Annotated in this window: 29 protein-coding genes; 1 reads left to right on the top strand and 28 read right to left on the bottom strand. The window is 57.0% G+C overall.

Features of this window, described 5'->3' with window-relative positions; genetic code table 11:
• Positions 1–17: 17 nt before the first annotated feature.
• The 25 genes from rplE to rpsL form a co-directional block, all read right to left on the bottom strand.
• On the bottom strand, positions 18–578 hold the full coding sequence (gene rplE / locus ACR3FB_RS02530) for a 50S ribosomal protein L5 (RefSeq protein ID WP_170356680.1): 561 nt from the start codon (positions 576–578) through the stop codon (positions 18–20).
• Positions 571–882, bottom strand: a complete 312-nt coding sequence (gene rplX, locus ACR3FB_RS02525) for a 50S ribosomal protein L24 (protein WP_068340764.1) — start codon at positions 880–882, stop codon at positions 571–573. Before rplX ends, rplE begins: the two co-directional genes overlap by 8 nt.
• A gap of 2 nt (positions 883–884) precedes the next feature.
• Positions 885–1253, bottom strand: coding sequence for a 50S ribosomal protein L14 (gene rplN / locus ACR3FB_RS02520; RefSeq protein WP_008757934.1), 369 nt, complete (start codon positions 1251–1253; stop codon positions 885–887).
• Between the two features lie 76 nt (positions 1254–1329).
• Positions 1330–1560, bottom strand: coding sequence for a 30S ribosomal protein S17 (rpsQ, locus tag ACR3FB_RS02515; RefSeq protein WP_152459158.1), 231 nt, complete (start codon positions 1558–1560; stop codon positions 1330–1332).
• A gap of 4 nt (positions 1561–1564) precedes the next feature.
• Positions 1565–1771 carry a 50S ribosomal protein L29 gene (rpmC, locus tag ACR3FB_RS02510; RefSeq protein ID WP_010437082.1) on the bottom strand — a complete coding sequence of 69 codons (207 nt, stop codon included), beginning with the start codon at positions 1769–1771 and terminating at the stop codon, positions 1565–1567.
• A gap of 187 nt (positions 1772–1958) precedes the next feature.
• Complete coding sequence (locus ACR3FB_RS02505; protein WP_480563831.1) at positions 1959–2183, bottom strand: hypothetical protein; 225 nt, start codon at positions 2181–2183, stop codon at positions 1959–1961.
• Between the two features lie 19 nt (positions 2184–2202).
• Positions 2203–2823, bottom strand: a complete 621-nt coding sequence (locus ACR3FB_RS02500; RefSeq protein WP_480563829.1) for a 2OG-Fe(II) oxygenase family protein — start codon at positions 2821–2823, stop codon at positions 2203–2205.
• Positions 2824–2911: 88 nt separating this feature from the next.
• A complete protein-coding gene (locus ACR3FB_RS02495) occupies positions 2912–4279 on the bottom strand; it encodes an ArsB/NhaD family transporter (protein ID WP_480563827.1) in 1368 nt (455 codons plus the stop codon).
• A gap of 23 nt (positions 4280–4302) precedes the next feature.
• Positions 4303–4767, bottom strand: a complete 465-nt coding sequence (locus tag ACR3FB_RS02490) for a CBS domain-containing protein (protein ID WP_480528087.1) — start codon at positions 4765–4767, stop codon at positions 4303–4305.
• A gap of 302 nt (positions 4768–5069) precedes the next feature.
• Positions 5070–5483 (bottom strand): 50S ribosomal protein L16, encoded by a 414-nt coding sequence (gene rplP, locus ACR3FB_RS02485; RefSeq protein WP_058283513.1) that lies wholly within the window; start codon positions 5481–5483, stop codon positions 5070–5072.
• A gap of 12 nt (positions 5484–5495) precedes the next feature.
• Positions 5496–6206, bottom strand: coding sequence for a 30S ribosomal protein S3 (gene rpsC / locus ACR3FB_RS02480; RefSeq protein ID WP_008758042.1), 711 nt, complete (start codon positions 6204–6206; stop codon positions 5496–5498).
• Positions 6206–6586, bottom strand: a complete 381-nt coding sequence (gene rplV / locus ACR3FB_RS02475; RefSeq protein ID WP_039538267.1) for a 50S ribosomal protein L22 — start codon at positions 6584–6586, stop codon at positions 6206–6208. The genes rpsC and rplV overlap by 1 nt, the downstream gene beginning before the upstream one ends.
• A gap of 3 nt (positions 6587–6589) precedes the next feature.
• Positions 6590–6868 carry a 30S ribosomal protein S19 gene (gene rpsS / locus ACR3FB_RS02470; protein ID WP_005980699.1) on the bottom strand — a complete coding sequence of 93 codons (279 nt, stop codon included), beginning with the start codon at positions 6866–6868 and terminating at the stop codon, positions 6590–6592.
• A 3-nt stretch (positions 6869–6871) separates the two neighbouring features.
• Positions 6872–7714, bottom strand: coding sequence for a 50S ribosomal protein L2 (rplB, locus tag ACR3FB_RS02465; RefSeq protein WP_120633917.1), 843 nt, complete (start codon positions 7712–7714; stop codon positions 6872–6874).
• A gap of 290 nt (positions 7715–8004) precedes the next feature.
• Complete coding sequence (locus ACR3FB_RS02460; protein ID WP_480563825.1) at positions 8005–8937, bottom strand: YHYH protein; 933 nt, start codon at positions 8935–8937, stop codon at positions 8005–8007.
• Positions 8938–9180: 243 nt separating this feature from the next.
• Complete coding sequence (locus ACR3FB_RS02455) at positions 9181–9813, bottom strand: hypothetical protein (protein ID WP_480563823.1); 633 nt, start codon at positions 9811–9813, stop codon at positions 9181–9183.
• The gene (locus ACR3FB_RS02450) at positions 9810–10106 is read right to left on the bottom strand and encodes a 50S ribosomal protein L23 (protein WP_008757532.1); all 297 of its coding nucleotides are present in this window, start codon (positions 10104–10106) and stop codon (positions 9810–9812) included. Before ACR3FB_RS02450 ends, ACR3FB_RS02455 begins: the two co-directional genes overlap by 4 nt.
• The gene (rplD, locus tag ACR3FB_RS02445; protein ID WP_170463489.1) at positions 10103–10720 is read right to left on the bottom strand and encodes a 50S ribosomal protein L4; all 618 of its coding nucleotides are present in this window, start codon (positions 10718–10720) and stop codon (positions 10103–10105) included. Before rplD ends, ACR3FB_RS02450 begins: the two co-directional genes overlap by 4 nt.
• Positions 10717–11442, bottom strand: coding sequence for a 50S ribosomal protein L3 (gene rplC / locus ACR3FB_RS02440; protein WP_008758167.1), 726 nt, complete (start codon positions 11440–11442; stop codon positions 10717–10719). Before rplC ends, rplD begins: the two co-directional genes overlap by 4 nt.
• Before the next feature lie 18 nt (positions 11443–11460).
• The gene (gene rpsJ / locus ACR3FB_RS02435) at positions 11461–11775 is read right to left on the bottom strand and encodes a 30S ribosomal protein S10 (RefSeq protein WP_008756422.1); all 315 of its coding nucleotides are present in this window, start codon (positions 11773–11775) and stop codon (positions 11461–11463) included.
• Positions 11776–12153: 378 nt separating this feature from the next.
• Entirely contained in the window at positions 12154–12333 is a 180-nt protein-coding gene (locus ACR3FB_RS02430) for a hypothetical protein (protein ID WP_170642065.1), read from the bottom strand.
• A gap of 258 nt (positions 12334–12591) precedes the next feature.
• The gene (gene tuf / locus ACR3FB_RS02425; protein ID WP_170381019.1) at positions 12592–13767 is read right to left on the bottom strand and encodes an elongation factor Tu; all 1176 of its coding nucleotides are present in this window, start codon (positions 13765–13767) and stop codon (positions 12592–12594) included.
• A 60-nt stretch (positions 13768–13827) separates the two neighbouring features.
• A complete protein-coding gene (fusA, locus tag ACR3FB_RS02420; RefSeq protein WP_170375372.1) occupies positions 13828–15945 on the bottom strand; it encodes an elongation factor G in 2118 nt (705 codons plus the stop codon).
• 18 nt (positions 15946–15963) lie between these two features.
• Complete coding sequence (rpsG, locus tag ACR3FB_RS02415; protein WP_039529242.1) at positions 15964–16434, bottom strand: 30S ribosomal protein S7; 471 nt, start codon at positions 16432–16434, stop codon at positions 15964–15966.
• A 15-nt stretch (positions 16435–16449) separates the two neighbouring features.
• A complete protein-coding gene (rpsL, locus tag ACR3FB_RS02410; protein ID WP_005621086.1) occupies positions 16450–16821 on the bottom strand; it encodes a 30S ribosomal protein S12 in 372 nt (123 codons plus the stop codon).
• 398 nt (positions 16822–17219) lie between these two features.
• On the opposite strand from rpsL, the gene ACR3FB_RS02405 reads away from it, so the two are divergent.
• Positions 17220–18035, top strand: coding sequence for a putative rhamnosyl transferase (locus tag ACR3FB_RS02405; RefSeq protein ID WP_480540195.1), 816 nt, complete (start codon positions 17220–17222; stop codon positions 18033–18035).
• Here the strand turns inward: ACR3FB_RS02405 and ACR3FB_RS02400 are convergent.
• The 3 genes from ACR3FB_RS02400 to rpoC all read right to left on the bottom strand — a co-directional run bounded on the left by ACR3FB_RS02400 (position 18020) and on the right by rpoC (position 24476).
• Positions 18020–18889 carry a DMT family transporter gene (locus ACR3FB_RS02400; RefSeq protein WP_480540196.1) on the bottom strand — a complete coding sequence of 290 codons (870 nt, stop codon included), beginning with the start codon at positions 18887–18889 and terminating at the stop codon, positions 18020–18022. The two genes, ACR3FB_RS02405 and ACR3FB_RS02400, sit on opposite strands and share 16 nt — an antisense overlap.
• A 128-nt stretch (positions 18890–19017) precedes the next feature.
• Complete coding sequence (locus ACR3FB_RS02395; RefSeq protein ID WP_480563821.1) at positions 19018–20091, bottom strand: PLP-dependent cysteine synthase family protein; 1074 nt, start codon at positions 20089–20091, stop codon at positions 19018–19020.
• Between the two features lie 143 nt (positions 20092–20234).
• Positions 20235–24476 carry a DNA-directed RNA polymerase subunit beta' gene (gene rpoC, locus ACR3FB_RS02390; RefSeq protein WP_480563819.1) on the bottom strand — a complete coding sequence of 1414 codons (4242 nt, stop codon included), beginning with the start codon at positions 24474–24476 and terminating at the stop codon, positions 20235–20237.
• Between the last annotated feature and the right edge of the window lie 208 nt (positions 24477–24684).

The following is a 24684-nucleotide window of genomic DNA, read 5'->3' as shown; positions in this document are numbered from 1 at the left end:
CTCAATCCTCCCGGCGCTTACGCGTTGAACGGCATGTTGAATGCTTTCAACAGGCTCTTCGCTTCAGCGTCGGTTTTCGCTGTGGTGGCAATTACGATATCCAGGCCCCAGACCTCGTCGACCTTGTCGAAGTCGATTTCCGGGAACACGATGTGCTCTTTCATGCCCATGGCAAAATTGCCCTGACCATCGAAAGACGGCTTAACACCGCGGAAGTCACGAACGCGCGGCAGCGCGATGGTGATCAGGCGATCCAGGAATTCGTACATCCGGTCACCGCGCAGGGTCACTTTCGCGCCCAGCGGCATGTCTTCACGGACGCGGAAACCCGCGATCGACTTCTTCGCCTTGGTTGCAACGGCCTTTTGACCAGCAATCGCAGTCAGATCTTCGACGGCAGCTTTCGCTTTCTTCGAATCTTTGACCGCCTCAGCACCACAACCGATGTTCAGAACGATCTTGTCCAGCTTGGGAAGCTGCATGTCGTTCTTGTAGCCAAACTCTTCTTTCAGAGCGGCACGGATGGTTTCAACGTACTGAGCTTTCAGACGCGGGGTGTAGGTTGCGGAATCAAGCATCGATCACGTCCCCTGTGGTCTTGGCGAAGCGAACCTTCTTGTCACCTTCCATGCGGAAGCCAACGCGGGTTGCTTTGCCGTTCTTGTCCAGCAGCGCCAGGTTCGACAGCTCGATCGGGTTTGCCTGAGGCAGGCGACCACCTTGCGAGGTTTGCGACTGACGTGTGTGACGGATGGCGATGTTGATGCCTTCGACAACAGCTTTACCGGCTTTGGGGTCAACCGAGGAAATGGTTCCCTCTTTGCCCTTGTCCTTGCCGGCCAGCACGACGACCTTGTCGCCTTTGCGGAGTTTAGCAGCCATGATTACAGCACCTCCGGAGCCAGCGAGATGATTTTCATGAAGTTCTTGCCGCGAAGTTCGCGAACAACGGGGCCAAAGATACGGGTACCGACTGGCTCGTTGTTGTTGTTCAGGATGACGGCGGCGTTGCGATCGAAACGGATCGCGGTGCCGTCTTCGCGACGGACTTCCTTGGCGGTGCGTACGACGACGGCCTTACGGACGTCACCTTTCTTTACGCGGCCGCGCGGGATGGCTTCCTTCACCGAGACGACAATGATGTCGCCAACGGAGGCGTATTTACGCTTGGAACCACCCAGGACCTTGATGCACTGAACTCGGCGTGCGCCGGAGTTGTCAGCGACATCCAGATTGGTCTGCATCTGGATCATGTGGTTTCTCCCGACCTGTGGGGGCTGGTCTCGTTAGATCCCCCAGGGTTTCGACAAATGGGAAAATCCCGGAGGCTTACGCTTCCAGAACTTCCCAACGTTTCGTCTTCGATTTCGGCGCGCATTCGATGATGCGTACGGTGTCGCCGACCTTGAAGGCGTTCTTTTCGTCGTGAGCCCGGTATTTCTTGGACTTACGAACGGTTTTGTGCAGCAGCGGGTGCTTGAAACGACGCTCAACCGAAACGGTTACGGTTTGCTCGTTGGCGTCGCTGGTTACCACGCCGGACAGGATACGCTTGGGCATAGGATTACTCCTCCGATGCCGCGGCAGCGGCCTTTTCGTTCAGAATGGTTTTGACGCGGGCAGCGTTGCGGCGAGCCGCTTTGATGCCAGCAGTGTTTTCCAGCTGACCGGTTGCCTGTTGAAAGCGCAGGTTAAAGCTTTCTTTCTTCAGGTTGGCCAGTTCCTCACGGAGCTGGTCCGGGGTCTTGTCACGCAGTTCTTGGGCGTTCATCGCCTTTTTCCTTTGCTCAAAACACCAGAAGGCCCCCTGACAGGGTCACCTTGGACCTGGTGGATGAATGATAGACATGCGAATCCCCCGACTCGGCCGGGGGACTTGCAGGATGCCGCCATATAAGGGTTTATTGGGTGGGTGGCAAGAGGAAGTTGAAACGCACCCGCAAGACATCGAAACAAGACTAGCTCAAAGTCTGTTTACAAGCTTCCATCGCCTGGAAGACAACATAAATTGTTGCGCCCAAAGTCGCGGCCAAAACCAGTATTTCAAGCACCGTTTTATTGGCCAAACCGCGAAATCCAAAAATCTCCAAAATAGTCTCGCGAATATCCCAATCTGTTCGATAGAATGTCAGAAAAGTAAGCAATGCAACTCCACCCCAAAGAACAGGGGTCGAAGCTTCCACAGCGTATCTTACGCAAGGATTAATCCCACTTGTAGTTAAAGCTAACACTGATCCGCTCTTCTTCCGCCATGTTCATCGGCACTTCGTGGCGCAGCCAGCTTTCCCACAGCAGGACATCCCCCACCTGAGGCTTCAAATAGATGAACGGCTGCAAATCGCGGCGCCCGCCTTTGAGACGCGTTGGCGCGGCCATCATGCGGCCTGAGCGGGGGTCCTCCAGCTTCAACGCGCTCGCCCCTTCGGGCATGGCAACGTAGGTCGTGCCCGAGATCACACTGTGTGGGTGCAGGTGGCTGGAGTGCATGCCGCCCTCAGGCAGGATGTTAATCCAAAGGTCTTCAAGCTTCAGCTCCCCCTCGCCCAGATCGAACTCCAGATCCTTGGCAAAGGCGGCGACGTGCTGATCCAGCGCCTGCACCAGATCGTTGAAGATCGGGAAGCGCCAGGGCAAATCGGTCAGCGAGGCGTAGCTGGTATAGCCGGGATAGCCATTCTCTTCACACCATTCCTGCCCAGCCTCATCATCCTCGGCGATAACAAGGCAGGAGTTTTCCAGCTCGCCAGCGTCGATCTTGGGATCGAACTCGGACAAAGCTGCACGATAGAGACGGGTAACGAAGAGTGATTCAATCTGTGCCATGCCCCGGCTATATCCCAGCCGGGACGCAAGGGCGAGAGCAGCCGCCTCAGAAAAGCGGCTGCTCGGGTGCGACCTATCGTTAAGCGCTTTAGTAGAAGTAGCGCAGCCAGAGATAGACGTTGGCGATCATCAGGGTCAGGATCATGATCGGGAACGCCATGAGCGCGAATTTGACGAAGCCAATCGGCTGCTTGGCCTTTTCGGCAAAGGCCGCAACCGTCAGGTTGGCGCTTGCGCCCAGCAAGGTCCCGTTGCCGCCAAGGCAGGCGCCCAGAGCCAGCGACCACCACAGAGGCTCGATCGCGTCAGGCCCGCCAAACGTGTCGGCAGTGGACTCGATCAGAGGGATCATCGTCGCCACGAAGGGGATGTTGTCCAGAATGGCCGACAAGATGCCCGAGGCCCAGAAGATGAAGAACGCAGTCCACATCATGTCGCCTTCGGTCAGCTCCAGAACTTTCTCGCCAAAGAACTCTAGCAGACCGACATGCTCGACACCTGCAACGATGACAAACAGACCGCCGAAGAAGAAGATGGTGATCCACTCAACCTCACCAAAAATGTGGTGAACGGATTCGGACTGCTCTTCTCCGTGCTGGTGCCCGTAGGCCAACAGCATCAGCAGCGCAGCACCGGCCAGCGCCGAGGTGCCCGGCTGGATGCCGTAGCCATGGCCAAGCGTGAAGCCAAGAAGGGTCAGCGCCAGAACCGACAGGGATTTGATCATCAGGCCGACATCGGTGATCGCTTCATTTTCATTGAAACGCATGATCTTTTCGCAGGCCGATTTGGGGATGGCGGCCAGCGTGCGGCGGTTCAGCAGGTAAATGATACCGGTCAGCACCACAAGACAGATGGCCGAGATCGGCGCAAGATTGACCACGAAGTCATTGAAGCTGAGGCCCGCGGCCGAGCCGATGATGATGTTCGGCGGATCACCAATCAAAGTGGCCGTACCGCCCACATTCGACGCTAGAATCTCAGCAAAGAAGAACGGGTAAACGCGCGTTTCCAGCGCGTCCGTAATCAGCAAGGTGATCGGTGCGATCAACAGAACGGTAGTCACGTTGTCCAGCAGAGCAGAGAATACCGCCGTGATCAGCGTCAGCATGATCAGGATTCCGGTCGGATTGGCCTTGACCACCTTGGCGGCCTTGATGGCGACGAATTGGAACAACCCACATTTACTGGTGATCCCGACGATCACCATCATGCCGATCAGCAGCGCCAATGTGTTGGCATCAACGCCTGCGACGGCTTGTTCCTGGTTGATGATGCCGAACAGCACCATCAGCGATGCGCCCAGCATGGCCAGAATGGCGCGGTTTACTTTTTCGGTCACCAGGACGGCATAAACAGCAATCAGGATACCGGTGGCGACCCACAGAGGGTCAATCCCCAACAGCTGAGGAACGGAGAACGCGTGTTCTCCATGCGAAACGGAATGGTCGGTCAATGGTCTGATCCGGTCTTTAGGGGTTAGCTCAGCGCGTGATCAATCAACGAGTTCGGGCTGACAGAGCCGACGAAGTGATTGGTCTCGGGTTCCACGAGGAAAACGTGGCGTTTGAATTTGTGGATCAGGAAAATGCCTTCCATCACCGGCGTGTCGGGTGCGAGAACCGGGATGTTGGCCGGGTTGGACATGTGATCTCCGACCCGCTCTTCGTGCAGGCGCTTGATCTGTTCGCTGATGTCTTCCTTGGTCAAATCCATAAAGCTGAGATGGCTGATTGCAACGCGCGACGTCTCATCGCTGACACCAATACGGGCCGCACGCGGCAGGATCATCTTGATCAGCGTAGGCGCGGTGAAAACGCCTTGAAAGCTACCGTCATCCCCCACCACCGGCAAGAACCGGGCGCGGCTGTCTCGGATGATCTCAAACGCTTTGGCGACTGTATCATCGGGATGAATTGTCTTCTGTTTTTCAGGGGGGACCATGACGTCCCGGCAAGTAAGGCCCATACGTGTCCTCGGTCTTTCAGCGGAGTTTCAGAGCCAAGGCACAGTTCGTGCTCAAGCCGTATCGGAGGATGATCGACCCAAGCTCTGATTGAGAAGGTTTTGCGAGCGCTTCTTTTCACCAGATGAGAGAATATGCCACCCCTGAGCCCCATCTTTTTTGCAATGCCGGTATTGAATCTCGGAATTGGGCGCCTAGCGGGTTTGCTAGAGGCCACAAACGAAAAAGCCCCCACCGATTTCTCGGCGGGGGCAATGCTGTTCGGGTTTCCCCGGACTGTTTACCAGTCTTCGCGAACCACGACGCGAGTCTTGATCGGCAGCTTCATCGCGGCCAGGCGCAGGGCCTCACGGGCGATGTCGTCATTGACGCCGTCGATCTCGAACATCACGCGGCCAGGCTTGACTTTGCATGCCCAGCGGTCGACCGAACCTTTACCTTTACCCATACGAACTTCGATCGGCTTAGCCGTGACCGGAGTGTCGGGGAAGATGCGGATCCAGACACGACCCTGACGCTTCATGTGACGCGTCATGGCACGACGTGCAGCTTCGATCTGGCGTGCAGTTACACGCTCAGGCTCAAGAGCTTTCAGGCCGTAGGTGCCAAAGTTCAGATCAGAGCCGCCCTTGGCGAGACCCTTGATCCGACCTTTGTGCATCTTGCGGAATTTAGTACGCTTTGGTTGAAGCATATCTTTCCCTCCTTAGCGACGACCGCCACCAGCACCACGAGGTGCAGGGCCGTCCTGGAGTTCCTGTGCTTTACGGTCACGTGCCTGCGGATCGTGCTCCATGATCTCACCTTTGAAGATCCAGACCTTGATCCCGATGATCCCGTAGGGGGTCATCGCTTCGGCATGTGCGTAATCGATGTCGGCACGCAGAGTGTGCAGAGGCACGCGGCCTTCACGGTACCACTCGGTCCGTGCGATTTCGGCCCCGCCCAGACGACCAGCGACGTTCACCCGGATACCCAGGGCGCCCATGCGCATGGCGTTCTGAACCGAGCGCTTCATTGCGCGACGGAACGAAACACGACGTTCCAGCTGCTGAGCGATGGACTCGGCAACCAGCTGCGCGTCAAGCTCGGGCTTGCGCACTTCGACGATGTTCAGGTGCAGTTCGCTGTCGGTCATACGAGCAAGCTTTTTGCGCAGAACTTCGATGTCTGCACCTTTCTTGCCGATGATGACACCGGGGCGTGCAGTGTGGATCGTAACGCGGCACTTCTTGTGCGGACGTTCGATGATCACACGGGCAACACCGGCCTGCTTGCACTCTTTGTTGATGAACTCACGGATCTTGAGGTCTTCCAGCAGAAGATCACCGTAGTCCTTGGTGTCGGCGTACCAGCGGCTGTCCCAGGTGCGGTTGACCTGCAGGCGCATGCCGATCGGATTTACTTTATGACCCATTAGGCTTGCTCCTCAACTTGACGCACCTTGATGGTGATCTCCGAGAACGGCTTCATGATCTTGCCGAAACGGCCACGGGCACGCGGACGACCGCGCTTCATGACCAGGTTCTTACCAACCCATGCTTCGGCGACGATCAGCTCGTCAACGTCCAGGTTGTGGTTGTTTTCGGCATTCGCGATTGCGGACTGCAGGCACTTCTTGACGTCCTGCGCGACACGCTTGTTCGAGAAAGTCAGGTCGGTCAGAGCCTTCTCAACTTTCTTGCCGCGGATCATTTGCGCAACCAGGTTCAGTTTCTGCGGGCTGGTGCGAAGCATACGGGTTTTCGCCATTGCTTCGTTTTCAGCCACGCGGCGGGGGTTTTTTTCCTTGCCCATGACTTACTTCCGCTTCGCTTTTTTGTCTGCGGCGTGGCCATAATAGGTGCGGGTCGGCGAGTATTCACCGAACTTCTGACCGATCATGTCTTCCGAGACGTTGACGGGAATGTGCTTCTGGCCGTTGTACACACCAAAGGTCAGACCCACGAACTGGGGCAGAATGGTGGAACGACGCGACCAGATTTTGATGACTTCGTTGCGGCCCGACTCGCGCGCTGCTTCGGCTTTTTTCAGCACGTAAGCATCGACGAAAGGACCCTTCCAAACAGAGCGAGACATGGATTAACGTCCCTTCTTCTTGGCGTGCCGCGAGCGGATGATCAGCTTCTGGGACGCTTTGTTCTTGTTGCGGGTACGCTTACCCTTGGTGTCCTTACCCCACGGCGTAACCGGCGTACGGCCACCCGAGGTACGACCTTCACCACCACCGTGCGGGTGATCGATCGGGTTCATTGCAACACCACGAACCGACGGACGAACGCCCTTGTGGCGCATACGACCGGCTTTACCGAGGTTTTGGTTCGAGTTGTCGGGGTTGGACACGGCACCGATGGTGGCCATGCATTCCTGACGGACCATGCGCAGCTCGCCCGAGCTCAGACGGATCTGAGCGTAGCCGCCATCGCGACCAACGAATTGAGCGTAAGTACCGGCCGCACGTGCGATCTGACCGCCTTTACCAGGCTTCATCTCGATGTTGTGAACGATGGTACCGATGGGCATGCCCGAGAACGGCATTGCGTTGCCCGGCTTGATGTCAGCCTTGGCGGATGCCACGACTTTGTCACCAACAGCCAGACGCTGCGGAGCCAGGATATATGCCTGCTCGCCGTCTTCGTATTTTACCAGTGCGATGAATGCGGTCCGGTTCGGGTCATATTCGATCCGCTCGACGGTTGCCGCGACATCAAATTTGTTCCGTTTGAAGTCAACGATCCGGTAGAGACGCTTTGCGCCACCGCCGCGGCGGCGTGAAGTGATCCGTCCGGTGTTGTTCCGGCCGCCCGATTTGGTCAAACCCTCTGTGAGAGACTTGACCGGACGTCCTTTCCAAAGCTCCGAACGGTCGATCAGCACCAGCCCGCGCTGGCCCGGCGTCGTCGGCTTGTACGACTTGAGTGCCATGCTTTCTGTCTTCCGTTTAGCAAGTGCAGGGAGTTTCCCCGCTATGTGATAGGCCCCCGTAGGTGCCAAGGGTATAGGGCCCCGAAGGTCCCCGGTTACAAATATCAGAGGCCCCGGAACGAATCCGAGGCCGCAAGATTGGGAGCGTGTAACAGGGTTGGGGGTGGGTGTCTATAGGGGGCGGCGGATTCTTTCAAGCTAGCCAAGTGCATGCTGCAAATCTCGGTAGCACTCGTTAATTCTTACCGGTGGCGCCACAGATTGAACAGTTTTGGACAACCGTTTCCAAATCACTTTCGGAACGAAGGGTTGGGAGTTCCTGTGTAGCAATTCAGAATCCATGGATACGAGCTTGTGACATAGTACCCGTATTGACCATCAACGGTCATACCATTGCATTCATCCAGATCTCCATTGCCTGTGAACTCATAGTCTTCAATGTAAGTGCCATCCGGCATACCACCCGGGCCGTTCGGCGGTTTTGGCCTCTCCGTAGACTTCAACTCATAGCCCGAGAGGGCCGCTCGAATTTTCCCGTCGCTATCCTCGAAGATTGTTCCGTATATCGAGAAACCGTCTGACGCAAAACCGATTACTGGAGAAGGCGCATCGAACTGTCGGTCATTGAACAGTGCGTTCGGGTTCGAATGGTAGTGATACCTGCCATCTGGCTGTGTATGCGCATTATGTAAATCAACCCCAAAGTACTTATCGTAAGATGGCGGATCAATCAGCCAGGGGTCGCGGATGGTACAACCAGCAAGCACGTTGCCGTTTTTGTCAGCTCGGGGAGCATCTGGTCGATAGCAACCTGCCGAAAGCAAATCCACAGGTACGCCATTCAACAATATGGCGTTGTATGCCTGTTGGCCGAGGGGACTCGGGTTTGTAGCCTTTTCTGGTTTTCGCGTAATTTGGAATTCACTCAACAAAGGACGAAAGTCATTGGCAAAACGTGCTGTCGCACCATTGAAGTCATGGTTGGGTGTCCCATTCGTAGCAATTGTACAAGTCTCGTTGTCGGCGTCTATCTTGACTTGTGCCTCGTAGGAGGTGCCCTTTTGGATATCTTCGACGTCCGCTTTGTAGCTACCAATGTAGTCAGCGCAATCGCCTGATCTGCTGGTCAGAATGGCATTCCTAATGTCGGTTGGAGCTGATTCCTGCGAAAAACAGGGAAACGGCAAGGCCAGGGCAAAAACGCAAAAGACAGACAATCTCAATTTCGATACCTCCACGAACTGGTGGTGACACTTCTCAGGTTCTTATGACATTGTATTTGAAACTTATTGTTGTTGTATCATCTTTCTGGGTTCAGCGCTCTGTGTGCGTAGAGCAGAGGTCCTTGCGTCGCAGATTACTATCAAGACGCAATAACAAGTCGATTTGATCGTTTCTGTCGCATACGCAGATTCCGGTATCGCAGCGGTGTCTATCGATCACACAACAAAGGCTTCACCAAGTACTCACCCCAAAGACCGTCTGCGGCACAGCGGCTCGGACTCCACCGCGATCCTCTGCTTGAGTTTGATATGCCCCAGCACCTCGCGAAAGGCGCGGTGTTTGGGTTTGGCTTCCAGATAATCCACCAGTTTGAGCAGGTTGATCGGGTGCTTCGAAATCAACGCCTCGATCCGTTGCACCGCGTCGTCCAACTCATAGTGATCCACGTACTGGCAGGCCACTTGCGTGGGCGTCAGCAGGCAGTAGTCCTGCGGGCGTTTATCGGTGTAGCGTGTGATATCGAATGGCGACGCGCCGAGGGCGTGGAACTTGGGGATGTGCACGCGCATATCAGCCTTGGCGTGCTCCAACACCGTGCCGGAGGTCTGGCGGAACCCCAGCGGACCAAGCTTGCCGACCACATGCTTGCGCATCGCCGGAGAGATCATGTCCACATCTGCCCGGTCGTATTTCAGATCATCAAACACCGACAGCAGCCCCAGCTTCTCATCGGCAATCTGAAAATAAGGCTCGGCACTGAACGCCCGCATTTGCTCCAGCACCTGCACACGCACAGTTTCAGGGTCTGAAACGAAATCGGCCCCGGCGGGTTGAACCGCCGAGGCCGTGAATGCTCGCAGTAAGCGTCGGATCAAAGACCGGTGCTCACGTCGATTGTGTTACCCTCTTCCAGGGTCACATATGCTTTTTTGACGTCTTTCCGACGGCCCAGCTGGCCGCGGAACCGCTTGACCTTGCCTTTGGTCACGGTGGTGTTCACCGCTTTGACCTTCACACCAAACAGTGCCTCAACGGCCTCTTTGATCTGCGGCTTGTTGCTGTCGATCGCCACTTCAAAGACAACCGCGCCGTTTTCGGACGCCATGGTCGACTTTTCGGTGATGATCGGCTTGCGGATCACGTCGTAGTGTTCTGCCTTCGCGCTCATTTCAGACGAGCCTCCAGTGCTTCGACAGCCGCTTTAGTGAGCACCAGGGTGTCACGCTTGAGGATGTCATAGACGTTTGCGCCCATCGTCGGCAGGATATCCAGACCTTCGATGTTCTTGGACGCTTTCAGGAACCCTTCGTTCACGGTCGCGCCGTCGATGACCAGAGCGCGTTTCCAGCCCAGGTTTGCAACCTGTTTGGCCAGAGCGGCGGTCTTGCCTTCGGCTTCGGCGTTTTCGATCACAACCAGTTCACCTGCCTTGGCTTTCGCCGACAGAGCGTGGCGCAGGCCAAGCTTGCGGAACTTCTTGGGCAGGTCGTGGCCGTGCGAACGCACAACGGGGCCTTTGTAGATACCACCACCACGGAAGATCGGCGCGTTGCGGTCACCATGGCGTGCGCCACCGGTGCCCTTCTGGCGATAGATCTTCTTGGTCGAGTAGCTGGTTTCCGAGCGGGTCTTCACCTTGTGTGTGCCGGCCTGCGCGTTGTTACGCTGCCAACGGACCACACGGTGCAGAATGTCCGCACGCGGCTCGAGACCGAACAGATCGGCGTTCAGCTCGATGTCGCCGGCTTTGCCGCCGTCCAGTTTGATTACATCAAGTTTCATGCTTCACCACCTTCCGCGGGAGCTTCTTCCGCAGGTGCTTCGGTTGCAGCCGATTTCACAGCAGCCGGGAAAGGCAGGCCTTCCGGTGCTTTCTTCTTCACGGCGTCCTTGACGGTGACCCAGCCCGACTTCGGTCCGGGAACGGCGCCTTTGATGAAGACCAGGTTCCGGTCGGCGTCGGTTTTGACGACTTCCAGGTTCTGGGTGGTAACACGGGCAGCACCCATGTGACCGGCCATCTTCTTGCCTTTGAAAACCTTGCCCGGGTCCTGACACTGACCGGTCGAACCGTGCGAACGGTGGCTGATCGAAACACCGTGCGAGGCGCGCAGACCACCAAAGTTCCAGCGCTTCATCGCACCGGCAAAGCCTTTACCGATCGAGGTGCCCGAAACGTCAACTTTCTGACCTTCCAGGAAGTGTTCTGCCGAAATCTCGGCGCCCACATCAATCAGACCATCTTCGGAGACGCGGAACTCGGCCAGCTTACGCTTGGGCTCAACCTTTGCAGCGGCGTAGTGCCCGCGCATGGCTTTCGAGGTGCGTTTTGCCTTGGCAGCGCCGGCGCCCAGCTGAACGGCGGTGTAGCCGTCTTTGTCAGCGGTACGCTGTGCAACGACCTGCAGGTTGTCCAGGTGAAGAACGGTCACAGGGATCTGCTTGCCGTCTTCCATGAACAGCCGGGTCATGCCGACTTTTTTTGCGATAATACCAGAGCGCATAATCTATACCCTCCGATCTTACGACTGCAGCTTGATCTCGACGTCCACACCAGCAGCGAGGTCGAGCTTCATCAGCGCGTCAACGGTCTGGGGGGTCGGATCAACGATGTCGAGCAGACGCTTGTGCGTACGGATCTCGAACTGGTCGCGGGATTTCTTGTCAACGTGAGGGCCACGGAGAACCGTGAACTTCTCAATCTTGTTCGGCAGCGGGATAGGGCCGCGCACGTTCGCGCCGGTCCGCTTGGCAGTGTTGACGATCTCTTGCGTGCTGGCATCCAGAACGCGATAGTCAAATGCCTTCAGCCGAATACGGATATTTTGGCTTTGCATATTAACAGCCTTTTTTAGGCGTTGAGGTTGAGAGGAGGACAGACGCGCATCGCCAACCCTCTTCGAACCCAAAAGGCGGGAATCACCCCGCCTTGACGTTCTTATCGAGAACTCGCGCGTATTAGTGGGGTTGGTGGGGTTTGGCAAGGGGTTTGTTGGCTTTGTCCCACCTCAAAGAGCGACACGACCTAGCACTAAGAACTGATCTTCAGGACCAACTTCGCAACAAGAACGCGCTAAAGAACTATGGGCGAGGTGTAAAGCCTACACGCGACAATTGAGCATTCAGAGAAAACCGACTTGGTCTGGAAGGTTTTCACCCCACGCTACAGTGAATACGCTGGTTGACGACACAGGTTCTGGACGTGCTTTAGCGCTTCAGATTCTGTTAGGCTGCTCGGCAAGCCGGACGTCGAACCGCTTACGCTCGCGGCTAAACTCACTGATATCACAGTCGACTTCCTGGTCGTCGTCACTAAGGATCGCAGCACGCATGTCCTCCAGATCCTTGCTGTGAAGGATTTGCGTTCCATAGTTCAAGAATTCAAAACCTAACATGATTTCCTCCTGATTGCGTCAGCGGATCGGCCTGCGCACGCCCCGCTTTTTGTTTCAGATCACATGTGGGTTTCCTGTCTTTGGGTGAGGTGGAGTTTGGATTAAGAAACCACAATCCGTTTTGCCCTTAACGACGGCGAGCTTTCCAAGCGTCATCTCGGTTCGAAAACGTTTAGGCCCACCTCGGAAACGTATAGCTCAAACGAAAAAGGGCGTCCCGAGGGACGCCCTTTCCGTCTGATTATTCGCTTGCGCGAATTATTCAGTGATTTTCGATACAACGCCGGCGCCGACGGTGCGGCCGCCTTCGCGGATCGCGAAGCGCAGGCCCTGCTCCATCGCGATCGGTGCGATCAGCTCAACGCCGAACGACACGTTGTCGCCGGGCATGACCATCTCGGTGCCTTCCGCCAGGGTCACGGTGCCGGTCACGTCAGTTGTACGGAAGTAGAACTGAGGACGGTAGTTCGCGAAGAACGGAGTGTGACGACCGCCTTCTTCCTTGGTCAGGATGTAGGCTTCGGCTTCGAACTTGGTGTGCGGTGTAACCGAACCCGGCTTACACAGAACCTGGCCACGCTCAACGCCGTCACGGTCAACACCACGCAGCAGCGCGCCGATGTTGTCGCCCGCTTCACCGCGGTCCAGCAGCTTGCGGAACATTTCAACGCCGGTGCAGGTGGTTTTCGAAGTGTCGCGGATGCCGACGATTTCGATTTCGTCACCAACGTTGATCACGCCGCGCTCAACACGACCGGTCACAACGGTACCACGACCCGAGATCGAGAACACGTCTTCGATCGGCATCAGGAACGGCTGGTCAACAGCACGCTCAGGGGTGTCGATGTACTCATCAACGGCCGCCATCAGTTCCTTGATCTTCTCTTCGCCGATTTCAGGCTTGTTGCCTTCCATCGCGGCCAGAGCCGAACCTGCGATGATCGGAATATCGTCGCCAGGGTATTCGTAGCTGGACAGCAGTTCGCGAACTTCCATCTCAACCAGTTCCAGCAGCTCTTCGTCGTCAACCTGGTCAACTTTGTTCAGGAACACGACCATCTTCGGGATGCCAACCTGGCGGCCCAGCAGGATGTGCTCGCGGGTCTGCGGCATCGGGCCGTCAGCAGCGTTCACAACCAGGATCGCGCCGTCCATCTGAGCAGCACCGGTGATCATGTTCTTGACGTAGTCGGCGTGGCCGGGGCAGTCAACGTGCGCGTAGTGGCGGTTCTCGGTCTCGTATTCCACGTGGGCGGTCGAGATGGTGATGCCGCGCGCTTTCTCTTCCGGCGCACCGTCAATCTGGTCATACGCTTTGAAGTCACCGAAATACTTGGTGATCGCTGCGGTCAGCGTCGTCTTGCCGTGGTCAACGTGCCCAATCGTGCCGATGTTGACGTGCGGTTTTGTACGCTCAAACTTTTCCTTTGCCATGATGGCCTCCTTTTTCGGTAATGAAGGGAGCGTGATACCCACGCTCCCTCAAATCTTTGGTTATGCGTATTTCGCCTGGATCTCGTCCGAGATGTTCTGCGGAACCGGATCGTAGTGGTCGAACTGCATGGTGAACTGGGCACGGCCCGACGACATCGAACGCAGAGTGTTGATGTAGCCAAACATGTTCGCCAGCGGAACGAACGCGTCGATTGCGATCGCGTTGCCGCGCGGTTCCTGACCAGACACCTGGCCACGACGCGAGGTCAGGTCGCCGATGATACCGCCGGTGTATTCTTCCGGGGTGATCACTTCGACCTTCATGATCGGTTCCAGCAGTTTCGCGCCAGCTTTGCGCATGCCTTCACGCATACACATACGGGCCGCGATTTCGAACGCCAGAACGCTCGAGTCAACGTCGTGGAACTTACCGTCCAGCAGGGCAACCTTGAAGTCGATCACGGGGAAGCCAGCCAGAGGGCCGCTGTCCATAACCGACTGGATGCCTTTTTCGACACCCGGGATGTATTCCTTCGGAACGGCACCACCAACGATGCGGCTTTCGAACGAATAACCTTCGCCCGGCTCGGTCGGCGTGATCTCGAGTTTAACCTCACCGAACTGACCCGAACCACCCGACTGTTTCTTGTGGGTGTAGGTGTGCTCGACCGGCATTGAGATGGTTTCGCGATAGGCCACCTGAGGAGCACCGATGTTCGCTTCAACCTTGAACTCACGCTTCAGACGGTCAACCAGGATGTCCAGGTGAAGTTCACCCATGCCCTTCATGATGGTCTGACCCGATTCCAGGTCGGTTTCCACACGGAAGGACGGGTCTTCGGCGGCCAGACGGGCCAGACCCTGGGACATCTTCTCTTGGTCGCCCTTGGTTTTGGGCTCAACCGCGATTTCGATCACCGGATCGGGGAAGGTCATGGTTTCTAGAACCACCGGATCCTTCGCGTCACACAGGGTGTCACCGGTGGTGGTGTCTTTCAGACCCGCCAGCGCGATGATGTCGCCTGCAAACGCTTCTTCGATCTCTTCCCGGTTGTTCGAGTGCATCATCATCATACGACCGATGCGCTCTTTCTTACCTTTGGTCGAGTTCAAGATCGAGTCACCCTTGTTCATGGTGCCCGAGTAGATCCGAGTGAAGGTCAACGAGCCAACAAAGGGGTCGTTCATGATTTTGAACGCCAGGCCCGAGAAGGCCATTTCGTCGTCTGCACGACGTGCGATGTCACGAACTTCTTCTTCGTCGCCGGGTTTGAAGCCCATGTAATCAACAACGTCCAGCGGGCTGGGCAGATAGTCGATCACAGCGTTGAGCAGCGGCTGAACGCCTTTGTTCTTGAACGCCGAACCACCCAGAACCGGAACGAACGCGATGTCCAGAGTACCTTTGCGCAGCAGGGCGCGCAGGGTCGGAACGTCGGGCTCATTGCCTTCCAGGTATTCCATCATCGCGTCGTCGTCCATTTCGACGGCCGCTTCGATCATCTTACCGCGCCATTCGTCAGCCATGTCTTTCAGGCTGTCGCGGATCGGAGCTTTGATCCAGCTTGCGCCCAGATCTTCGCCCTGCCACAGCCACTCTTCCATGGTGACCAGGTCGATCAGACCTTCCAGCTCGGACTCGGCGCCGATCGGAATACCAACCGGAACAGCGCGTGCGCCGGTGCGGTCTTCGATCATGCGAACACAGTTGAAGAAGTCTGCGCCGATCTTGTCCATCTTGTTGACGAAAACCATACGCGGAACTTTGTAGCGGTCAGCCTGACGCCACACGGTTTCGGTCTGGGGCTCAACACCTGCGTTTGCGTCCAGAACGCAGACGGCACCGTCGAGAACCGCCAACGAACGCTCAACCTCGATGGTGAAGTCAACGTGGCCGGGGGTGTCGATGATGTTCAGGCGGTGCTTGGGGGTATCGGCGGTCTGACCGTCCTCGGTGCGCTCCCAGAAAGTGGTGGTCGCAGCCGAAGTGATGGTGATGCCGCGTTCCTGCTCCTGCTCCATCCAGTCCATGGTGGCTGCACCATCGTGCACCTCACCGATGTTGTGGGATTTACCAGTGTAATACAGGATACGCTCCGAGCAGGTGGTCTTACCTGCGTCAATGTGCGCCATGATACCGAAGTTACGGTATAGTTCGAGCGGATATTCGCGTGCCATTTTTGATAAGCCTCTGAATTACCAACGGTAGTGGCTGAAGGCTTTGTTCGCCTCGGCCATCTTGTGGGTGTCTTCGCGCTTCTTCACGGCGGTACCGCGGGACTGTACAGCGTCCAGCAGTTCGCCGGCGAGACGTTCTTCCATGGTGTTTTCGTTGCGGCCACGCGCAGCAGTGATCAGCCAACGGATGGCCAGTGCTTCGCGGCGCTCGGGGCGCACTTCGACCGGAACCTGATAGGTTGCACCACCAACCCGGCGCGAGCGAACCTCGACCGACGGTTTGATGTTGTCGAGCGCTTCGTGGAACACTTCAACAGGTGCGCGCTTGATTTTGTTCTCAACGCGGTCAAACGCGTTGTAAACGATGCGCTCTGCGACCGACTTTTTGCCGTCGATCATCAGGTTGTTCATGAATTTTGTCAGAACCTTGTCGCCAAATTTGGCGTCAGGCAGGACTTCGCGTTTTTCGGCGGCGTGACGACGTGACATATCAGCCTCTCCTTCTTACTTGGGACGCTTCGCGCCGTATTTCGAACGACGTTGCTTACGATCTTTGACGCCCTGAGTATCCAGAACACCGCGCAGGATGTGGTAACGCACACCGGGAAGGTCTTTTACACGGCCGCCACGGATCAGAACAACCGAGTGTTCCTGCAGGTTGTGGCTTTCACCGGGGATGTACGAGATGACCTCGAACCCGTTGGTCAGGCGCACCTTGGCAACCTTACGCATAGCCGAGTTCGGCTTCTTCGGTGTGGTTGTATATACACGTGTGCAGACGCCGCGTTTCTGCGGGCACTGCTCCAGGTGCATGGACTTCGAGCGTTTTACTTTGGGCTGCCGCGGTTTGCGGATCAGCTGTTGAATAGTTGGCATTCCGGTTTCTTCCCCGTTTTGCAACACACATGACATGCACGCGCATTGCGTGCGGTTAAATTTGCTGCACTTATGCGTCCACAAGCGCAAAACCCGCGAGCGTTCCCATTCCGAGGTGAACGTCGCGGTTGGTTATCAGAGGACGCGAACTGCAAAATTGTCCGGGTCTTGACCAGTTCATTACTGAAATCGGTTTTGGGGCGGCCCCCGGTACCGAGATGACGCGCGTAATAGGGGGAGTCGGCCCAAGTGTCAACAGCACTTACCCCAGTGCGCAAAACTGGCCGGATTGCGCTGTAATATCAACGATTGCGGGTGCCAGCCAGCCTCTTCTGGCGTTGCGGGTGCAGGCATAGCCCGTCATAGTGCGCGCAGAACCGTTTTGCGATGGATGACAGATGCAGGTTATCGGCCTTTGCCGCTTTTCCTTTCCAGCCCTTGGCAGCTTTCAGACCGAACATGAAACCCTGGATGATCGGCGTCGTCACCTCTACAGCCCTGCCCGTCTGGAAGAGAGGTTCCGACTGTTTGAGTCCTCGACCCTGCCCTGTTTTCGCGAACACACCGACGAGGATTTCGAGCTGCTGGTGGTGATCGGAGACTGCCTGCCGAAAGATGCCTATGACCGGCTACACGACCTGACAGCAGATGTGAAACAGGTCCGGATCGTCGAGGAGTCGCCTCGGGCCGACAAATCGCATCGCCATATCATGAAGGATATTCTGAACGCAGCCCGCAAAGACCCGGCTCAGCCTTGCATCCAATTCCGCCACGACGATGACGACGCGGTATCCGTGGATTTCGTTGAACGTCTGCGCGAATCCGCCCGCGACAGCAAGGGCCTGATGGAACGCAACACCATTGTCGGCATTGATTTCAATCAGGGCTTCTTTGCCCGTCTCAACGCCGATGGGATCACGGCGAAACCGACGCATAAACCGCTTTTGGGCGTGGGTCTTGGAATGCATATCGCAGGTGGTTGCAAACAGACGATCATCAGCTTTACCCATCATCGCATGGGCCGCTTCATGCCCATCGTCAGCTATACCGATGCACCAATGTGGGTGCGTTCGCTCAACGGGTTCAACGACTCACGCGGGGCGCGCAACTATGACCGCGAACTCTCGGCCCTCACCCCCGAGCTTGAGGGAGAGTTCATCGCCCGTTTTGCCATTGATCAGAGCATCGTCCGGCAGGTTCACGGCGCGCCCTGAGTGGTCCTTTCGCGGAACAGGGTAAACAAGCCAGCCGCGACAACCAGCCCGGCGCCGAACAAGGTCACCGCATCGGGCCATTCGCCAAACACAACCCAGCCCAGCCCCAAGGCCCAAATCAGGCTGGAGTATCGGAAAGGGGCGATAAACCCAACCTCGCCTTCTCGCATAACCATCACGCTGCATAGATATCCGATCAGGACAAATACAGCCGCCGAGGCCACCAGAACAGCATTGCCGCCGGACAGGTTGACCCAGCCCTCAAACGTCGACACCAGCCCTGCGGCAACAGAGATCGACAGAGAGGTGGCCAGGGTCACCACCAGTGATGGAACTTGCGGCGACATGCGCCGGGTGATCAGGTCTCGGATCGTCACCGAGACCACAGCCAGCAACGCATAGATCGCATAGACGCTGAACCCGTCCGGCCCGGGCCGTACGATCAGCAACATGCCCATGAACCCGACAACAATGGCCATGATCCGCCGCCAGCCGATATGTTCCGAGAAGAACAGAACTGCCCCCAGCGTCACGGTTAGCGGCAACACCTGAAGAACCGCAGTCACATTCGCTAACGGCATGTTCTTGAGCGCAGTCAGAAAGAAAAACGTCGCGGACAGTTCGGCAACACAGCGAATTGAGACCAACAATTTGTCATGCCGCGAAAAATTCAGGTGTAACGCCCCAAGATGGCGCGCCAACCCGTAAACAAGCAGAGTCGCCAAAGCCCCCCGGATCGCAACCAACTGAAACAAGGGCAATTCTCGCAGCGCGATTTTGACCAGCGTGTCATTCACTGTAAATGCGGCCATGCTGGCCATCATCAGCAGTGCGCCTTTAACATTTGGACTCATTCAAACAATACTCGGCCTTCAAACAATGGCGGTATTCACGCTTCAATCTAACGCAAAGTCAATTCGCGCGTCTCAATCCTAAAATTTTTTCACGAAGAGCAACTGTAACCGGTTGTTTTCCAGTCGCTTCAGTCCGTCATCTGAGCCGATGGCGTCGATTTAGAGATCGCGATCTCCTCATCCGTCATCTCTTCCTCCACCCCTTCGAACAACGGGGTCGAAAGATACCGTTCACCGGTATCTGGAAGCATCACCAGCATCACCGATCCGTCCGGCGCGGTCTCAGCCAGTTTCATCGAGACCGCAAATGTGGATCCACCCGATATGCCGGTGAAAATCCCCTCTTCCGCAGCCAGACGGCGCGACCAGGCAATCCCGTCTGCGCCGGGCACGGGGATCAACTCATCATAGAAGCCGTTGTCTATGGCCTCCTGCAAGACCCAAGGAATGAAATCAGGCGTCCAACCCTGAATCGGATGCGGCTCGAAGTTCGGATGGCTTTCGGTCGGCTGATGCGTGTCGTTGCGGGTATTCACATAGCCTGACGAGACAATCGCCGCATTCGCAGGTTCCGTCAGGATAATCATCGTCTCAGGGCGTTCTTTCCTCAGAACCCGCGCAACGCCCGAGACGGTTCCGCCAGTGCCATAACCCGTCACCCAATAGTCGAGCTTCTGCCCGTCGAAATCCGCCAGAATCTCCTGCGCGGTGGTGTTTTCATGAATGTCGGCATTGGCCGCGGTTTCAAACTGACTTGCGAGGAACCAGCCATTCTGCTCGGCCAGTTCCTTGGCTTTGGTATACATGCCGAACCCTTTTTGGGCGCGTGGGGTCAGGACAACTTTGGCCCCCAGAAACCGCATCAGCTTGCGCCGCTCCACCGAAAAACTGTCGGCCATGGTCACAACCAGAGGATAGCCCTTGGCCGCGCAGACCATCGCCAATCCGATCCCGGTATTGCCCGAGGTCGCCTCGACCACCGTCTGACCCGGTTTCAACCGACCGTCCCGCTCGGCCGCTTCGATGATGTTCAACGCCAGGCGGTCCTTCACTGAACTGGCCGGGTTGAACGCTTCGAACTTCACGTAAACCGTCACGTTTGAGGGCGCGATTCTGTTGATGCGCACGCAGGGCGTGTCTCCGACAGTGTCCAGAATGCTGTCATACAGGCGCTTGCGCCCTTGCGTTTGCCGGGTTGTCATGGCGGCCCCCTCCTCTGCTTTGCGCAACCATGCCACAAACCGGGTCACATTGATAATTTTCTTTGCGAAAGCGCACTTCGGGGGGCGCAAACAAAAAGGCCCCGCGAAACCGCAGGGCCTTTTCTGTCTCTCAGAAACGAGGGTTACTCGCGGCTTTCCGGCGTTTCCACCAGAACGTCCAGCTCATCCCCGACCATGTCGTCGTCAAAGCTGGGCGCGGCCAGAGCAGCAGCGGCTTCGGCCTCTTCCCGACGGGCTTCGATGACCACATTGTCACGCGACTGCGCGATGTGGCGGACGGCCTGAGTTGCTCCACCGGTACCGGCAGGGATCAGACGACCAACGATGACGTTCTCTTTCAGGCCAACCAGCTTGTCTTTCTTGCCCTGAACCGACGCTTCGGTAAGGACGCGGGTGGTTTCCTGGAACGACGCCGCAGAGATGAACGAACGCGTTTGCAGCGAGGCTTTGGTGATCCCCAGAAGGATTGGCTCGCCTTGTGCCGGACGACCACCGCGGGCGATGGTCTTCTCGTTGGCCGCGTCGAACTCTTGCTTGTCGACATGCTCGCCTTTCAGCAGGGTGGTGTCGCCTGAATCCAGGATCTCCCACTTCTGCAGCATCTGGCGCACGATGACCTCGATGTGCTTGTCGTTGATCTTCACGCCCTGCAGACGATAGACGTCCTGCACCTCGTCGATCATGTAATCCGCCAGCGCTTCGACACCCATGATGGACAGGATGTCGTGCGGAGCCGGGTTACCGTCCATCAGGTATTCACCCTTCTGGATGAAGTCCCCTTCGGCGACCGGGATGTGCTTGCCCTTGGGCACCATGTACTCGATGGTCTCCATGGACTCGTCAGCCGGTTCGATGCTGATGCGGCGCTTGTTCTTGTAGTCGCGACCAAAGCGCACGTAACCATCGGCTTCTGCGATGATCGCGTGATCTTTCGGACGACGTGCTTCGAACAGTTCGGCCACACGCGGCAGACCACCGGTGATGTCCTTGGTCTTGGCACCTTCGCGCGGGATACGCGCAACAACGTCACCAGCTTCGACTTTCTGACCGTCTTCGACCGACAGGATCGCATCCACCGACATCGGGTAGTGAACCGGGTTGCCCGCATCGTTGCGGACCGGCTCGCCATCTTCGCCAACCAGAATGATCTCGGGCTTGAGGTCGCTGCCCTTGGGGGCCGCGCGCCAGTCGATCACGATCTTCTGGGTCATACCGGTTGCTTCGTCGGTCTCGTCGCGGACAGCAAGGCCCGAAACCAGGTCGACATATTTCGCAGTACCGGCTTTTTCGGCGATGATCGGCAGGGTGTAGGGGTCCCATTCGAACAGCTTGTCGCCACGGGCCACTTTGGTGCCGTCCTTGACGAACAGCTTGGAGCCGTAGCCCAGTTTGAAGCTGGCCCGCTCTTCGCCGTGTTCGTCGTTGATCACCAGCTTCATGTTCCGGCCCATGACCAGACTTTCACCTGCGGCATTGACCAGGATCTGCGGGTTCTCAAACGCAACAACGCCTTCCTGGTTGGCTTCCTGGAACGACTGCTGACCACCCTGCGCAACACCACCGATGTGGAATGTACGCATGGTCAGCTGTGTACCGGGTTCACCGATCGACTGCGCGGCGATGATGCCGACAGCTTCACCTGTGTTCACCATAGTACCGCGTGCAAGGTCACGACCGTAGCAGGTTGCACAGACGCCTTCCTCGGACTCACAGGTCAGAGGCGAGCGGATGCGCATCGAGGCAACACCGGCTTCGTCGATGGTGTCCGCCATGCGTTCGTCGATCAGCTGACCTGCGGCAACGATCACCTCATCGGTGCCCGGACGCAGAACATCGTCAGCCGCCACACGACCCAGCACACGTTCGGCCAGCGAGGCAACAACCTCACCGTCATTCACGGCGGCTTCGGCAGTGATCGCACGCTCGGTGCCACAGTCGATCTCACGGACGATACAGTCTTGCGCCACGTCCACCAGACGACGGGTCAGGTAACCCGAGTTCGCCGTCTTCAGAGCGGTATCCGACAGACCCTTACGGGCACCGTGGGTCGAGTTGAAGTACTCGAGAACGGTCAGACCTTCTTTAAAGTTCGAGATGATCGGCGTCTCGATGATGTCACCGTTCGGCTTGGCCATCAGACCACGCATACCGCCCAGCTGTTTCATCTGAGTGACCGAGCCACGCGCACCGGAGTGGGCCATCATGTAGACCGAGTTCGGTTCCTGTTCGGAGCCATCCTCAGCCCGATCCGACGACGAGATCGTCGACATCATGGCCTCGGTGACGCGGTCGTTACACTTCGACCAGGCATCGACAACTTTGTTGTACTTTTCGCCCTGAGTGATCAGGCCGTCCATGTACTGCTGTTCAAAGTCCTTCACCTGACCGCGGGTATCATCAACGATGCCCCACTTGTCGTCCGGAATAACCATGTCGTCCTTACCGAACGAGATGCCCGCCTTGAACGCTTCTTTGAAGCCCATCGACATGATCTGGTCACAGAAGATAACCGACTCTTTCTGACCGCAATAGCGGTAGACGGTGTCGATGACCTGCTGCACTTCTTTCTTCCGCAGCAGGCGGTTGACCAGATCGAACGGCGCTTTGTTGTTCATCGGCAGCAGAGCACCCAGGCGCAGACGGCCCGGAGTGGTTTCATAACGCTTCTGAACTTCGTTGCCTTCGTCGTCGATCTGCGTGATCCGCGCGGTGATCTTGGTGTGCAGGTGCACTTCGCCGGAATCCAGCGCGTGCTGAACTTCGTCGATCGATCCGAACACCTTGCCTTCGCCCGGCATGCCTTCGCGTTCCAGGGTCACATAGTAGAGACCCAGGATCATATCCTGCGACGGAACGATGATCGGCGCGCCGTTTGCAGGCGACAGAACGTTGTTCGTCGACATCATCAGAACACGGGCTTCCAACTGGGCCTCAAGGCTCAGCGGGACGTGAACGGCCATCTGGTCACCGTCGAAGTCGGCGTTAAAGGCCGAACAGACCAGCGGGTGCAGCTGGATGGCTTTACCTTCGATCAGAACCGGCTCGAACGCCTGAATGCCAAGACGGTGCAGCGTCGGCGCACGGTTCAGCATGACAGGGTGTTCGCGGATCACCTCGTCGAGGATATCCCACACTTCGGGACGCTCTTTTTCGACCAGTTTCTTCGCCTGTTTCACGGTCGAAGACAGACCCTTGGCTTCAAGGCGCGAGTAGATAAACGGCTTGAACAGCTCCAGCGCCATCTTCTTGGGCAGACCACACTGGTGCAGCTTCAGCTCGGGGCCGGTCACAATGACCGAACGGCCCGAGAAGTCGACGCGTTTCCCCAGAAGGTTCTGACGGAAGCGACCCTGCTTACCCTTCAGCATGTCCGACAGCGATTTCAACGGACGCTTGTTGGCGCCGGTGATCACGCGGCCACGACGGCCATTGTCGAACAGAGCGTCCACGGATTCCTGCAGCATCCGCTTTTCGTTGCGGACGATGATGTCAGGCGCGCGCAGTTCGATCAGACGCTTCAGACGGTTGTTCCGGTTGATGACGCGGCGATACAGATCGTTCAGATCCGAGGTCGCGAAACGGCCACCATCCAGCGGAACCAGCGGACGCAGTTCCGGCGGAATGACCGGGATCACGGTCATCACCATCCACTCAGGCCGGTTGCCCGACTCGAGGAAGGATTCGACAACCTTCAGACGCTTGATGATCTTCTTGGGCTTCAGCTCGCCGGTTGCTTCGGCCAGATCAGCGCGCAGCTGCTCGGCTTCGGCTTCCAGATCGATCTGGGCCAGCATCTCACGAATGGCTTCTGCACCGATATTCGCGGTGAACGCGTCCATGCCATAGGCATCCTGCGCGTCCATATACTCTTCTTCGGTCAGCATCTGGCCGTAGGTCAGGTCGGTCAGACCGGGCTCGATAACGACATAGTTTTCAAAGTACAGAACGCGTTCCAGATCGCGCAGCGTCATGTCCAGCATCAGACCGATGCGGGACGGCAGCGACTTCAGGAACCAGATGTGTGCGACGGGTGCGGCCAGTTCGATGTGGCCCATACGCTCGCGGCGGACTTTCTGCAGGGTGACTTCCACACCGCATTTTTCGCAGACAACGCCGCGATACTTCATCCGCTTATATTTGCCACAGAGACATTCGTAATCTTTGATCGGGCCAAAGATACGCGCGCAGAACAGACCGTCGCGTTCAGGCTTGAACGTCCGGTAGTTGATGGTTTCGGGTTTCTTGATCTCGCCATAGGACCAAGACAGGATCCGCTCGGGCGACGCCAGCGAGACCTTGATCTCGTCGAAGACCTTCGGGGGCGTCAGCGGGTTGAACGGGTTGTTGGTGATTTCCTGGTTCATTTAAAGTCCCTTTCTTAGGGGATTTAGAAGAAGATGATTTGGACCGACGCCAGGAAGGCGAACCCTCCAAAAAGAAAGAGTATCGGTCTTAGAATCTTGAACAGGGTTGAGGTGCTGTGCGGGGCATATTGAATTGACGCAATTGTAAGGCAGCCACTCAGGTAAGCTCCGAGGACACCAGTCCATACTGGAAGCTCCCCAACCCAGT

It is taken from the genome of Ruegeria sp. AO1, assembly GCF_056535985.1.
The sequence above is the reverse complement of the archived record's forward strand: the minus strand, read 5'-3'. Positions and strand labels throughout refer to the sequence as shown.

Coding starts and splice junctions, on each gene's coding strand:
- rplE (WP_170356680.1), bottom strand. CDS start 578: ATGCTTGATTCCGCAACCTACACCCCGCGTCTGAAAGCTCAGTACGTT.
- rplX (WP_068340764.1), bottom strand. CDS start 882: ATGGCTGCTAAACTCCGCAAAGGCGACAAGGTCGTCGTGCTGGCCGGC.
- rplN (WP_008757934.1), bottom strand. CDS start 1,253: ATGATCCAGATGCAGACCAATCTGGATGTCGCTGACAACTCCGGCGCA.
- rpsQ (WP_152459158.1), bottom strand. CDS start 1,560: ATGCCCAAGCGTATCCTGTCCGGCGTGGTAACCAGCGACGCCAACGAG.
- rpmC (WP_010437082.1), bottom strand. CDS start 1,771: ATGAACGCCCAAGAACTGCGTGACAAGACCCCGGACCAGCTCCGTGAG.
- ACR3FB_RS02500 (WP_480563829.1), bottom strand. CDS start 2,823: ATGGCACAGATTGAATCACTCTTCGTTACCCGTCTCTATCGTGCAGCT.
- ACR3FB_RS02490 (WP_480528087.1), bottom strand. CDS start 4,767: ATGGTCCCCCCTGAAAAACAGAAGACAATTCATCCCGATGATACAGTC.
- rplP (WP_058283513.1), bottom strand. CDS start 5,483: ATGCTTCAACCAAAGCGTACTAAATTCCGCAAGATGCACAAAGGTCGG.
- rpsC (WP_008758042.1), bottom strand. CDS start 6,206: ATGGGTCATAAAGTAAATCCGATCGGCATGCGCCTGCAGGTCAACCGC.
- rplV (WP_039538267.1), bottom strand. CDS start 6,586: ATGGGCAAGGAAAAAAACCCCCGCCGCGTGGCTGAAAACGAAGCAATG.
- rpsS (WP_005980699.1), bottom strand. CDS start 6,868: ATGTCTCGCTCTGTTTGGAAGGGTCCTTTCGTCGATGCTTACGTGCTG.
- rplB (WP_120633917.1), bottom strand. CDS start 7,714: ATGGCACTCAAGTCGTACAAGCCGACGACGCCGGGCCAGCGCGGGCTG.
- ACR3FB_RS02450 (WP_008757532.1), bottom strand. CDS start 10,106: ATGAGCGCGAAGGCAGAACACTACGACGTGATCCGCAAGCCGATCATC.
- rplD (WP_170463489.1), bottom strand. CDS start 10,720: ATGAAACTTGATGTAATCAAACTGGACGGCGGCAAAGCCGGCGACATC.
- rplC (WP_008758167.1), bottom strand. CDS start 11,442: ATGCGCTCTGGTATTATCGCAAAAAAAGTCGGCATGACCCGGCTGTTC.
- rpsJ (WP_008756422.1), bottom strand. CDS start 11,775: ATGCAAAGCCAAAATATCCGTATTCGGCTGAAGGCATTTGACTATCGC.
- ACR3FB_RS02430 (WP_170642065.1), bottom strand. CDS start 12,333: ATGTTAGGTTTTGAATTCTTGAACTATGGAACGCAAATCCTTCACAGC.
- tuf (WP_170381019.1), bottom strand. CDS start 13,767: ATGGCAAAGGAAAAGTTTGAGCGTACAAAACCGCACGTCAACATCGGC.
- fusA (WP_170375372.1), bottom strand. CDS start 15,945: ATGGCACGCGAATATCCGCTCGAACTATACCGTAACTTCGGTATCATG.
- rpsG (WP_039529242.1), bottom strand. CDS start 16,434: ATGTCACGTCGTCACGCCGCCGAAAAACGCGAAGTCCTGCCTGACGCC.
- rpsL (WP_005621086.1), bottom strand. CDS start 16,821: ATGCCAACTATTCAACAGCTGATCCGCAAACCGCGGCAGCCCAAAGTA.
- ACR3FB_RS02405 (WP_480540195.1), top strand. CDS start 17,220: ATGCAGGTTATCGGCCTTTGCCGCTTTTCCTTTCCAGCCCTTGGCAGC.
- ACR3FB_RS02400 (WP_480540196.1), bottom strand. CDS start 18,889: ATGAGTCCAAATGTTAAAGGCGCACTGCTGATGATGGCCAGCATGGCC.
- ACR3FB_RS02395 (WP_480563821.1), bottom strand. CDS start 20,091: ATGACAACCCGGCAAACGCAAGGGCGCAAGCGCCTGTATGACAGCATT.
- rpoC (WP_480563819.1), bottom strand. CDS start 24,476: ATGAACCAGGAAATCACCAACAACCCGTTCAACCCGCTGACGCCCCCG.